Genomic DNA, 11,603 nt, shown 5'->3' with positions numbered 1-11,603 from the left:
ACCTGGCGGTGACGGACGACGCGGACCGCGAGCCAGGCGGTGGCCAGCGCCAGGATGACGACGGTGACGACTGACGCCTCGGCGCCGAACCGCCCGCCCGACACGAGGTCGGAGCCGGCCGGCTCGACGCGCAGGACGCCGTTGGCGGGGCCGGTGCCGGACACGATCACGCCGAGGATCGGGCCCTGGACGACGTTCCACGCGGCGTGGAATCCCATCATGAGCCAGAGGTTGCGGGTCGTCGCATAGAGGAGCGCGAACAGGAACCCGGCCACGACGATGCCGGCCACGCCGGCGGTGGTGGCGTCGGGGTTGCCGATGTGTGCCACGCCGAAGATCGCGCCGCTGAGCACGACGGCGACCCAGGTGCCGAGCAACTCCTCGGCGAGGCGATAGCCCACCCCGCGGAACAGGATCTCCTCGGCGATGCCCGCCGACGCGCCGACCATGAGGACCATCGGCCACCACTCGCTCCAGCGCGGGGCGCCGGCGCCGAGCACGCGGAATCCGCCGAGCGCCCAGATGGCGAGGAAGCACGCGACGAACAGGACGGCGCCGGCGAGCAGGCCGGCGACCAGGCCGCCGATCCGGCGCGGGTCGACCTCGGCGGGGCACCTGCGCGCCTCGATGAGGCGAACGAGGACCGCGTACGCGATCGATGCGGCCGCGATCGACGTCAGGGCGTTGACCGGATGCAACGGGGTCAGGACGAGGCCGGCCATTGCTGCGCCGAAGCTCAGGCCCAGACCCACCACGGCGAGGATCGCGACGAAGAGGACGAGCCGCAGGAAGGGGTTGGACAGGACGCGCGGTCGAGGCCGGATCGCGCGCGGGGGAGCGTCGGCGGCCAGGCCGTCGAAGCGGGTGACGGGGCCGGCGTCGAGGGCGGGGAGATGGGTCACCTGCCCCTGTCTACCGGACGGCTGGTCCGCGCGACGGCCGCCAGGGGGCCGGATCGGCGGGCGACGACAGAGTTCCATGCGGACCCTTCGCCGCGCGGTGGCGGCGAAGGGTCCGGATCAGGGTGAGTACAGAGTTCGATCCGGACGTCAGGCGAGCCCCAGTGCGTCCGCGATCTCGCGCTTCAGCGCGTCGAGACGCGCGTCGGCGCGGCCCCGCGCCGCCGCCAGGTCGGCCCGGGACGCCTCTGGGGATTCGCGCGCCTCGAGATAGCACTTCAGCTTCGGCTCGGTGCCGGACGGGCGCACCGTCACGGTCGCCGATGCGGCCCGCAGCTGGACGCCGTCGGTCGGCGGCAGCGTGTCGGACCCCGCGGCCAGGTCGACGACCTCGACGGGCTCGCCCGCCAGGGTCGCCGGCGGCTGGGCGCGCAGGCGTGCCATGGCGTCGGCGATGATCGACAGGTCGGTCACGCGCACCGCCCACTGTCCGTTGCGGTGCACCCCGTGCGTCCGCGCCAGCTCGTCGAGCCGGTCGGCGATCGTCAGCCCCTCGGCCTTCAGCCGCGCGGCGAGCGCGAGGACCGTGACGAGCGTCGAGATGCCGTCCTTGTCGGCGACCGCGGCGGGGTCGCAGCAATAGCCGATGGCCTCCTCATAGCCGAACGCCAGGCCCGGCACGCGCCCGATCCACTTGAAGCCCGTCAGCGTGGTGACATGCGGCTGGCCGGCCGCATCGGCGATGCGCGCCAGCATCGAGCCCGACACCACCGAGTTGGCGTACGCCCCCGCGACCCCGCGCCGCGTGAAGTCGTCGCCCAACAGGGCGCCGAGCTCGTCGCCGTGGAGCATGCGCCAGTCGCCTTCGACTCGCGGAGCCTGTGCTGAGCGAGGCCGCTCGCGGCCGAGTCGAAGCGCTCGCTCAGGCAACGTGGGGTCCCAGATCGCCACCGCACACCGGTCGGCGTCCGGGTCGTTCGCCACGACCAGGTCGGCCCCCTGCGCCCGCGCCAGGTCCAGCGACAGGTCGATCGCGCCCGGCTCTTCAGGGTTCGGGAAGGCGACCGTCGGGAACGCGGGATCGGGATCGCGCTGCTCCGCCACCTCGCGCGGCGCGGGGAAACCCGCGCGCTCGGTGACCCGCTCGACGATCGCCGCCCCCACGCCGTGCATGGCGGTGTAGACCCACTCCACGTCGGTCGGACCGCCCTCGGCCAGCCCCGCCACGCGCGCCACATAGGACTCCAGCAGGTCGTCGCCCACTCGGGCGTACGCGTCCGACCGCGGCAGGTCGGCGACGTGGACGTCGTCGAACTCGCGGATGCAGCCCGTGATCAGCTGGTCGTTCGGCGGGATGATCTGCGACCCATCGCCGAGATAGACCTTGTAGCCGTTGTCCTGCGGCGGGTTGTGGGACGCCGTCACGACGACGCCGGCGACGCAACCCAGCTGCTTGATGCCGTACGCGACCACCGGCGTCGGCACGTGGCCCTCGGTGAGGAGGGCCTCGAAGCCCAGCGCCTGCAGGATCTCCGCGGTGTCGCGGGCGAACACGTCGGAGTTGTAGCGCGCGTCGAACCCGATCAGCACCTTCCCGACCAGCCCCTGGCGCCGCAGGAACGTGCCGAGCCCGGCGGCCGTCCGGCAGACGACCACGCGGTTCATCCGCGCCGGGCCCGGACCCAACGGCCCGCGGAGGCCGGCCGTGCCGAACTCGAGCGGCCCGGCGAACGCGGCGGTGACCTCGGCCACCGCCGCAGCATCACCCGACCCCGCCTTGACCAGCAGGTCCTCCAGCGCCGCGGCCGTGACCGCGTCGATGTCGGTGTCCATCCAGCGGCGCGCGGCCTCGGCGACCTCGGGAGCGAGCATCACAGCACCTCCGCGAGCCCGCGCAGCAGTGTCCGCAGCTTCGGCGCCGCCGCCTTGCCGGCCTCGATGACCTCGCTGTGGTCGAGCGGCTCCGGCGAGATGCCGGCGGCGAGGTTGGTGGCCAGCGAGATGCCGAGCACGTCGAGGCCGGCCTCGCGGGCGGCGATCGTCTCGAGCGTCGTCGACATGCCGACGAGGTCGCCGCCGAGGACGCGGGCCATGCGTACCTCGGCCGGGGTCTCGTACTGCGGCCCGGGGAACTGCACATAGACCCCCTCGGGCAGGTCGGGGTCGACCGATCGCGCCAGGTCGCGCAGGCGGGGCGCGTACGCCTCGGTCAGGTCGATGAACGTCGCGCCGCGCAGCGGGGTGTCGGCGGTGAGGTTGATGTGGTCGGCGATCAACACCGGAGTGCCGGGGCCCCATTCCTCGCGCAGCGAGCCGCAGCCGTTGGTCAGCACGAGCGTGCGTACGCCGGCCGCAGCGGCGGTGCGGACCCCGTGGACGACGGCGTCGGTGCCGCGGCCCTCGTAGTAGTGCGTGCGCCCGGTGAAGACCAGCGCGACCTTGCCGGCGGGCGTGCGTACGCAGCGCAGCTGTCCGCCGTGGCCCGCGACGACCGGGGCGCTGAAGCCGGGGAGCTCGGCGAGGTCGAGGACGCCGATCTGCTCGCCGAGGTCGTCGGCGGCGGCCGACCAGCCGGAGCCGAGGACGAGGGCGAGGTCGGCGCGCTCGACGTCGAAGCGCTGGAGGAGGGCGGTTGCGGCCTCGGAGGCGAGGGCGCGGGGGTCGGGGGTGTGGGTCGAGGTGTTCACAGCGGGCAGCCTATTTCACCGACCCCTGCTTGGCCGACGAGGCGCGCGACTGCGCGGCAGACCGCCCGACGTGGAAGAATGCGACCGTGACTCGAGTCGTGATCATTGGTGGAGGACCCGGCGGATACGAGGCGGCATTGGTCGCCAAGCAGTTGGGGGGTGACGTGACCCTGATCGACACCGACGGCATGGGCGGCTCGGCCGTGCTGACCGACTGCGTGCCGTCGAAGACGCTGATCGCGACGGCCGAGGTCATGACGACGATCGAGGGTGCCGAGGAACTCGGCATCAACATCGATTCCGATGACGGCTCCGACATCCCGCAGGGCATTCACATCGACCTCGCCAAGGTCAATCGCCGCGTGATGGACCTCGCGCGCCGCCAGTCGGCCGACATCCGCGAGAAGCTGCGCGCCGAGGGGATCACCATCGTCGTGGGCCGCGGACGCCTCGTCGGCCCCCACACCGTCGTCGCCCGCACCGAGGACGACGAGCAGACCTTCGAGGCCGAGGCCGTGCTCATCGCGACCGGCACGACGCCGCGCGAGCTGACCGATGCGCGCCCCGACGGCGAGCGCATCCTCACCTGGACGCAGGTCTACAACCTCACCGAGAAGCCCGAGCGGCTCATCGTCGTCGGCTCGGGCGTCACGGGCGCCGAGTTCGCCAACGCGTACGACGCGCTGGGCTGTGACGTCGTGCTGGTCTCCTCGCGCGAGACCGTCCTGCCGGGCGAAGACTCCGACGCCGCCCAGGTGCTGCAGGAGGTGTTCGAGCGCCGCGGCATGGAAGTGATGTCCCGCTCCCGCGCCACCAAGGTCGTCCGCGAGGGCGACAAGGTCGTCTGCCACCTCGAGGACGGCCGCACCGTCGAGGGCTCCCACTGCCTGATGGCGGTCGGCTCGATCCCGAACACCCGCGGCATCGGCCTCGAGGAGGCCGGCGTCGAGGTCAACGAGCAGGGCTACATCAAGGTCGACAAGGTCTCGCGCACGTCGCAGTGGGGCGTGTACGCCGCGGGCGACTGCACCGGCGTCTTCGCGCTCGCCTCGGTCGCCGCCATGCAGGGCCGCATCGCGATGTGGCACGCGCTCGGCGACGCCGTCGCGCCGCTCGACACCAAGGTCGTGTCGTCCAACGTCTTCACCTCGCCCGAGATCGCCACCGTCGGCGTCACCCAGAAGCAGGTCGACTCCGGCCAGGTCCAGGCCCTCGCCATCAACCTCCCGCTGTCCGGCAACCCGCGCGCCAAGATGCTCGGCATCCGCGACGGCTTCGTGAAGCTGTTCTGCCTGCCGACCACCGGCATCATCGTCGGCGGCGTCGTCGTGGCGCCCAAGGCGTCGGAGCTGATCCACCCCATCTCGCTCGCGGTCGCCGAGAAGATCACGGTCGACAACTTCGCCCACGACTTCACCGTCTATCCGTCGCTCACCGGCTCCATCGCCGAGGCCGCGCGCCGCCTGCACGGCCACTCGACCGACAAGCTGCACAAGCAGGTGGAGATCTGAGGGCAGACCTGGGCGCCGTCGACCAACGCGACCCCGCGTACGCCGCCCTGAGCGGGCGCGTCGTCGTCCTGTCGGGCGCCGGCATGTCGACCGACTCCGGCATCCCCGACTACCGCGGGCCGAACGCGCCGAAGGCCAACCCCATGCTGTACGCGGAGTTCGTCCGCTCGGCCGAGAACCGGCGGCGCTATTGGGCGCGGTCGTTCCACGGCTGGGCGCGGATGGGGGAGGCCCGCCCCAACGCGGGGCACGCGGCGCTCGCGCGCCTGGGCGCGCGCGGACCTGTCGGTGGGGTGATCACCCAGAACGTCGACGGCCTGCATGAGGCCGCCGGGTCCGACCCCGTGATCGCCCTGCATGGGCGGCTGGCCGACGTGGTCTGCCTCGACTGCGGGGTCACCTCGAGTCGCGAACGGCTCCAGGAGCGGCTCGCGGCGCTGAACCCGTTGCTCGCCGACGCCGGGCAGGGCGACACCGACATCGCCGCCGGACAGGCCGAGCTGCGACCCGACGGTGACGCCGTCGTCGACGACTGGGAGGACTTCGTCGTGCCGGAGTGCGTGCGCTGCGGTGGTGTGCTGAAACCGGACGTGGTTTTCTTCGGCGAGTCGGTGCCCAAGCCGCGGGTCGAGCGTTGCTTCGCGCTCGTGGAGGGGGCCGACGCCCTGCTGGTGCTGGGGTCGTCGCTGACGGTGATGTCGGGCCTGCGCTTCGTGCGGGCGGCGGCAAAGCGAAGCACCCCGGTCGTGATCGTGAACCGGGGTGCGACGCGGGGCGATGACCTCGCCGCGGTGAAACGCGACGAGGGCTGCGCCGAGTTCCTGCTGGCGTGGGAGCGCGGGCTCAGCCGTTGAGTGCGCGCCAGGTCTTCGGGCCCACGATGCCGTCGGGCACGAGGCCCTTGGCGCGCTGGAAGCGGCGTACGGCGGCGTCGGTCTTGGAACCGAAGATCCCGTCGGCGGCCCCGACCTCGGTGTAGCCCTTCGCGGCCAGGCGGCACTGGACCTCGCGTACGGCCTCACGGTTGTTGGAGCGGTTGGTGCGCCAGACCTTGTGGTCGGTCGCCGAGAAGTTGCAGTTCGGCTGCGGCTTGGTGGTGGGCTTCGTGGTCGGGGGCCTGGTCGGCTGGGTGCCGCGGAGCTGGGCGAGCCGGCCGGGGACGGCCGAGGGCGGCAGGACGTATTCGAAGTGCATGGTGTCGGGGCGACCGGTGTAGCGACCGCCCCAGTAGAACCCGGCGCGCTCCCACATCGCGACGACCGACGGCGGGATGTCGGACTTGAAATAGGACGCCATCGGGTTGGCGTTCCAGTTGAGGTCGACCGCCTTGCCCTTCGAGTGGTTCGACGGCACGGTGTTCGAGCCGCGGATGGGCCGGCAGGCGAAGCCGCCCGACTGGGTGATGCGGTAGCCCATCGACTCCGTGCGGTTCATCAGCTCGGTGACCAGCGGCACGAGCTCCTTGCGGACCTGGGCCTTGTCACCGGACTTCGAGGTGGCGACGCCCATGGACGAGGCCGAGGGGCAGTTCGGCCATGCGGCCGCGCCCCAGCCGTTCTGGGCGTTGGGGTTCTTGCCGGCGTGGGGGTTGGCGCCGTACGCCGAGCGCGGGTGGTTGGCGGCGTCGGCCGGCGACAGTGCGCCGGGGACGAGGGTGGCGGTGACGGCGCCGGTGGTCGCGAGGGCGGTGGCGGCGGCGGCGAGGGCGAACTTCTTCATGGCGGGCTCCGAGGTGCGAGTGGGTGTCGTGATGACACCTCGGACTGTAGAGACGACGAAGCCCTCGCGGCAGGTCGCGAGGGTTGGAAGTTTCCTCATTGGCTGAGGGTGGCTAGGCCGCCTGCGGCCGGTTCACGTTGGCTGAGCGAGGCCGCCTGCGGCCGGTTCACGTTGGCTGAGCGAGGCCGCCTGCGGCCGAGTCGAAGCCTCAGTCCCGCACGTCGTACGGCTCGGAGAACATGTCCCCGACACCTTCGCCGACGCCGTCGAATCCGGCGGCTTCCATGTCGAACGCGTCATCGTCGCCGAAGACCGCGGTCGTCCCGCCGAGGATGACGGTTCCGGCGAGCACCCCCGACAGCAGCGCGGATCCGCGCCAGCCGGCGTAATAGCCCTGCGCATAGGGCGCGTACGCCGGCCCGCCGTCCCAGTAGGGGACACGGCGCTCACCGATGGGCACGGTGCGGATGTAGGGGTCGGCCCCGGCCAAGACGCGCTCCGCGTCGGCCGCGCAGGCCGGGACGTCGCGGGGCGAACCGTCGGCCGGGCCCCACGACACGTTCGTCACCGAGGGGCCGTGGCCGGGATTGAAGAAGCACGGCGGACGGCGGGCGGGAAGGGGCCGGCCGGCCAGGCGGGCCATCACCTGCGCGAGCGCGCAGCGTCCGTCCTCGAGGCGCTGGGTGACCTTCTTGATCTCGTGGGGTTCGGCCACCGACACGAGGGTGGCGCGCGCCTCGTCGCGGGCTGTCCGCGCCCGGGCGAAGTCTTGGTTCAGCAGGGTGTCGTGGGGATGGTCGGCCGCCGCGACGCCGAGTTTCTCGAGTTCTTCGCCGAACCGGGTCACGTCCTCCTCCGCCACGCGACGGGCGGCCACGACCTGCGCGTGGAGGTCGGCGCGGGCCTGGCGCCGGCGCTCGCTCCCCTGCCGACGCACGAACCAGACGACGGCGGCGCCGACGACCAGCAGCACGGAGAGCATGGCGAAACCAGACATGACCTCCATCCTGCCCGCCCGATCATTGACAATGAAACGATCGACCCGCTTTCACAGGAGATTCTTGAGAAGGCGGGTCGATCGTTCAGGAAGCGTGGAGGGCCCGGGTCAGGACGCCTCGTCGACGATCTCGCACAGGACGGCGCCGCTCGAGACCGTGGCGCCGGCCTCGGCGTTGAGCCCGGTCACGCGGCCGGCGCGATGGGCGTTGATCGGCTGTTCCATCTTCATCGCCTCGAGCACGACGATCAGGTCGCCCTCGGCCACGGTGTCGCCGTCGCTCACGCCGACCTTCACGATGGTGCCCTGCATCGGCGAGGTCAGGGCATTGGTGGAGGCGGCCCTGCCCGCTCCCTCCGACTTCTTGCGCTTCGGGGGCTTCTTGCCGGCGCCCGATCCGCCTCCGCTCATCGACCCCAGGGCGGCGGGCAGCTTGACCTCGATGCGCTTGCCGTTGACCTCGACGACGACCGAGGTCTTCTCGACGGCCTCGGGGGCGTCGGCGGCGGTGCCCGCGTACGGCTCGATGGTGTTGTCGAACTCGGTCTCGATCCAGCGGGTGTGGACGCCGAAGTCACCGTTCGTCGCGGTGTAGGCCGGATCGTCCAGCACGGCACGGTGGAACGGGATGACCGTGGGCATGCCCTCGATGATCGTCTCGGCCAGCGCGCGGCGCGAGCGCTGGATGGCCTGCTCACGGGTCGCGCCGGTGACGATGATCTTGGCGACGAGCGAGTCGAACGAGCCGGGCACGGTCATGCCGGTGAGATAGCCCTCATCCACGCGTACGCCGGGCCCGGCGGGGGCGTGCCAGGCGGTCAGGGTGCCGGGAGCCGGCATGAAGTTGCGGCCGGCGTCCTCGGCATTGATGCGGAACTCGATCGAGTGGCCGCGGACCTCCGGGTCGTCATAGCCGAGCTCCTCGCCGTCGGCGATGCGGAACATCTCGCGCACGAGGTCGAGGCCGGTGACCTCCTCGGACACGGGGTGCTCGACCTGGAGGCGGGTGTTGACCTCGAGGAACGAGATGCGGCCGTCCTGGGCGACGAGGAACTCGCAGGTGCCGGCGCCGACATAGCCCGCCTCCTTGAGGATCGCCTTCGACGACTCATAGAGCCGGGTCATCTGCTCGTCGTCCAGGAACGGGGCGGGTGCCTCCTCCACCAGCTTCTGGTGGCGGCGCTGCAGCGAGCAGTCGCGCGTCGAGACGACGACGACGTTGCCGTGGGAGTCGGCGAGGCACTGGGTCTCGACGTGGCGGGGCTTGTCGAGGTATTGCTCGACGAAGCACTCGCCGCGACCGAACGCCGTGACGGCCTCGCGCGTGGCCGACTCGAACAGCTCGGCGACCTCGCCCATCTCGCGGGCGACCTTGAGGCCGCGGCCGCCTCCGCCGAAGGCGGCCTTGATGGCGATGGGGAGGCCGTGCTCCTCGGCGAAGGCGACGACCTCGTCGGCACCCTTGACGGGATCGGCCGTGCCCTGCACGAGCGGCGCGCCGACCTTCTGGGCGATGTGGCGGGCCTTGACCTTGTCGCCGAGCGAGTCGATCGCCGAGGGCGGCGGGCCGATCCAGGTCAGGCCGGCGTCCATGACGGACTGGGCGAAGTCGGCGTTCTCGGCGAGGAAGCCATAGCCGGGGTGGACCGCGTCGGCGCCGGCCTGCTTCGCGACGTCGAGGATCTTCTGCACGTCGAGATAGGTCTCGGCGGGGGTCGCGCCGCCGAGGGCGTACGCCTCGTCGGCGATCTTGACGAACAGCGCGTCGGCGTCGGGGTCGGCGTAGATCGCGACGCTGCCGATGCCGGCGTCGCGGGCCGCGCGGACGACGCGGACGGCGATCTCGCCGCGGTTGGCGATGAGCACCTTGTTGATGGCCATGGGGTCCTCCTGGGGTTTCCGCGCCGACGTCGACGCGGGTCTCGCTGGTCACTCTAGGGGCGGGGGAGCGGTAGCGCAGAGGATCGGGCTGACTTTCAGTGACCATATGGCGATCCTGGTCACTATGCTGTTCGCGTGAGAGGTGAAATGTGCACGGGTGTGCTCAACACGCCGGGTGGGCTGTCCGAAACGTCGCGGTCAGGGCACAGGTGTGCGCGTTCCACGATCGAGCGGGGTGCTGAGAGGTGAAATGCGCACGGCTGTGCTCAACACGCCGGGTGAGCTGCCCGAAACCCCCCCCGAAGAACGCACACGTGTGCACTTTTCACCTCCCGCCCACCCACGCACCACCACCCGAAGGGGCCGAACATGCAGCGCCGCACCCTCGATCTCGATGGCCGATGCCTCTCGTTCCTCTGGGGCGAACCCGCGGGCGAGCCCCGCGGCGACGTCCTGCTGCTCCACGGCGGCGGACTCGACAACGCCCTGCTGTCGTGGGGCGACCTCGCTCCGCGCCTCGTCGAGGCCGGCTGGCGCGTCGCCGCCCCCGACCACCCCGGATTCGGCGAGAGCGATCCGCTGCCGGGCCCCGCCGACCGGGCCGCGTGGGTGGCGTACGCCGGAGATCTCGCGGACCGTCTCAGCCTGCATCGCCCCGTCGTCGTCGGACTGTCCATGGGCGGCGCGATGGCCGCCGGTTTGGCCCTCGCGCGCCCGGGAAACCTCCGCGGGCTGGTGCTCCTGGGCTGCTATGGCCTCGGTCCGACCGCCCGCCCGGTTCGGGTCATGAACGCCGCCCTGATCCGCTCCGGCCTGCTCGATCGCCTCACCCGCCTGACGTACGCCCGGCCACGCCTGTTCGACCTGTCCCTGCGCGGGCTGGTCCGCGATCCTGCCGCGCTGGCCGCAGGCGTGCGCGACGAGCTGACCCGCCAGCGGGCCCGCGGCGACCGGGCTGCGTGGCAGGAGTTCCAGCGCGCCGAGCTCGACGCCCCGACCGACCTGTCGCCACGCCTCGGTGAGATCACGACACCCACCCTGCTCATCCACGGCACGGCCGACCCCGGCGTGCCCGTGCAACTCGCCCGCCGCGCCGCCGCCAGGCTCCCCGATGCCCGCCTTTTCGAGGTCCCCGGCGCACGTCACTGGGTCCAGCGCGACGCCCCCGACGACGTCGCGGCGGCGGTGGTGGCCTTCCTCGGGGAGGTCTGATGCCGCGCCCTCTGATCCCCGATCGGCGCCGCCGGATCATTGACGTCGCCGAGGCCCTCGTGCTCGAACGCGGCTTCGACAAGACGTCGATCGCCGAGGTCGCCGCCCGCGTCGGCATCGGCAAGGGCGCGGTCTATCTCGAGTTCGCCTCCAAGGACGCCCTCCTGGACGAGCTGCTGCGCCGCTCGATGCGCCGCCTGGCCGCCCGCGTACGCCGGGCCGGGCCCCCGCCCGGGCTGGGGGAGGCGTTCCGGCGGATTCTCGTGGCGATGCTGACCGACCGGCTCATGTCGGCGGCGTTGCTCGACGACCGGGCCGTGCTCGGCTCCTATGTCGCCCAGGTCGAGGACAACCGCTATCGCGCGCGGCACGTGGCGCTGGTCGCCTATGTGGTGGCGATGCAGGAGGGCGGCGCGCTGCGCGACGACGTCGATCCGGGGTCGGTGGCGCTGGCGCTGTCGTCGGCCATGACGGGGTTCTTGTCGCTGGGGCGCGTGCTGGGCGTCGACGACGCCGAGCACCTCGCCGGGGCTGCCGACGCGCTGGCGCTCATGGTCGCATCGCTCGAGACCGGGCGCGGCGAGGTCGACCCGGGGGCGTGGATGGAACTGGTGGCGCTGCTGGGGCGATGAGTGGGCTTGGACTGGCTTGGGGGCTTCGACTCGCTGGCGCTCGCTCAGCCAACGTGGGGTCGGGG

9 protein-coding genes and 1 pseudogene are annotated in these 11,603 nt (G+C 72.0%); 4 read left to right on the top strand and 6 right to left on the bottom strand.

The window, feature by feature from the left end; genetic code table 11:
* Positions 1 to 200 precede the first annotated feature (200 nt).
* The 3 genes and pseudogenes from ACYVAG_RS16170 to ACYVAG_RS16160 form a co-directional block, all read right to left on the bottom strand.
* Positions 201 to 722, bottom strand: a pseudogene (locus ACYVAG_RS16170) (lysostaphin resistance A-like protein); the annotation flags it as partial.
* Positions 723 to 1,049: 327 nt separating this feature from the next.
* Positions 1,050 to 2,771, bottom strand: a complete 1,722-nt coding sequence (locus tag ACYVAG_RS16165) for a phospho-sugar mutase (RefSeq protein WP_460771366.1) — start codon at positions 2,769 to 2,771, stop codon at positions 1,050 to 1,052.
* On the bottom strand, positions 2,771 to 3,586 hold the full coding sequence (locus ACYVAG_RS16160; protein WP_460771364.1) for a purine-nucleoside phosphorylase: 816 nt from the start codon (positions 3,584 to 3,586) through the stop codon (positions 2,771 to 2,773). Before ACYVAG_RS16160 ends, ACYVAG_RS16165 begins: the two co-directional genes overlap by 1 nt.
* An 86-nt stretch (positions 3,587 to 3,672) precedes the next feature.
* Here ACYVAG_RS16160 and ACYVAG_RS16155 point away from each other — a divergent pair, with 86 nt between their 5' ends.
* Together ACYVAG_RS16155 and ACYVAG_RS16150 are read left to right on the top strand one after the other, a co-directional pair.
* Positions 3,673 to 5,097, top strand: a complete 1,425-nt coding sequence (locus ACYVAG_RS16155; RefSeq protein ID WP_460771363.1) for an NAD(P)H-quinone dehydrogenase — start codon at positions 3,673 to 3,675, stop codon at positions 5,095 to 5,097.
* Entirely contained in the window at positions 5,094 to 5,951 is an 858-nt protein-coding gene (locus ACYVAG_RS16150; RefSeq protein WP_460771404.1) for an NAD-dependent protein deacetylase, read from the top strand. Before ACYVAG_RS16155 ends, ACYVAG_RS16150 begins: the two co-directional genes overlap by 4 nt.
* Here the strand turns inward: ACYVAG_RS16150 and ACYVAG_RS16145 are convergent.
* From ACYVAG_RS16145 to ACYVAG_RS16135, 3 genes are all read right to left on the bottom strand, one after another.
* Entirely contained in the window at positions 5,941 to 6,816 is an 876-nt protein-coding gene (locus ACYVAG_RS16145; RefSeq protein WP_460771361.1) for a peptidoglycan-binding protein, read from the bottom strand. The two genes, ACYVAG_RS16150 and ACYVAG_RS16145, sit on opposite strands and share 11 nt — an antisense overlap.
* 208 nt (positions 6,817 to 7,024) lie before the next feature.
* Complete coding sequence (locus tag ACYVAG_RS16140) at positions 7,025 to 7,813, bottom strand: hypothetical protein (RefSeq protein WP_460771360.1); 789 nt, start codon at positions 7,811 to 7,813, stop codon at positions 7,025 to 7,027.
* A gap of 108 nt (positions 7,814 to 7,921) precedes the next feature.
* Entirely contained in the window at positions 7,922 to 9,694 is a 1,773-nt protein-coding gene (locus ACYVAG_RS16135; RefSeq protein ID WP_460771358.1) for an acetyl/propionyl/methylcrotonyl-CoA carboxylase subunit alpha, read from the bottom strand.
* A 369-nt stretch (positions 9,695 to 10,063) separates the two neighbouring features.
* Here ACYVAG_RS16135 and ACYVAG_RS16130 point away from each other — a divergent pair, with 369 nt between their 5' ends.
* Entirely contained in the window at positions 10,064 to 10,906 is an 843-nt protein-coding gene (locus ACYVAG_RS16130) for an alpha/beta fold hydrolase (RefSeq protein ID WP_460771357.1), read from the top strand.
* Positions 10,906 to 11,538 (top strand): TetR/AcrR family transcriptional regulator, encoded by a 633-nt coding sequence (locus ACYVAG_RS16125; protein WP_460771355.1) that lies wholly within the window; start codon positions 10,906 to 10,908, stop codon positions 11,536 to 11,538. The genes ACYVAG_RS16130 and ACYVAG_RS16125 overlap by 1 nt, the downstream gene beginning before the upstream one ends.
* Positions 11,539 to 11,603: the final 65 nt, after the last annotated feature.

Source organism: Mariniluteicoccus flavus, assembly GCF_054776655.1.
The sequence above is the reverse complement of the archived record's forward strand: the minus strand, read 5'-3'. Positions and strand labels throughout refer to the sequence as shown.

Excerpts from the sequence above, each read along its gene's own strand:
- ACYVAG_RS16165 (WP_460771366.1), bottom strand. The coding sequence starts at position 2,771 with ATGCTCGCTCCCGAGGTCGCCGAGGCCGCGCGCCGCTGGATGGACACC.
- ACYVAG_RS16145 (WP_460771361.1), bottom strand. The coding sequence starts at position 6,816 with ATGAAGAAGTTCGCCCTCGCCGCCGCCGCCACCGCCCTCGCGACCACC.
- ACYVAG_RS16140 (WP_460771360.1), bottom strand. The coding sequence starts at position 7,813 with ATGTCTGGTTTCGCCATGCTCTCCGTGCTGCTGGTCGTCGGCGCCGCC.
- ACYVAG_RS16135 (WP_460771358.1), bottom strand. The coding sequence starts at position 9,694 with ATGGCCATCAACAAGGTGCTCATCGCCAACCGCGGCGAGATCGCCGTC.
- ACYVAG_RS16130 (WP_460771357.1), top strand. The coding sequence starts at position 10,064 with ATGCAGCGCCGCACCCTCGATCTCGATGGCCGATGCCTCTCGTTCCTC.
- ACYVAG_RS16125 (WP_460771355.1), top strand. The coding sequence starts at position 10,906 with ATGCCGCGCCCTCTGATCCCCGATCGGCGCCGCCGGATCATTGACGTC.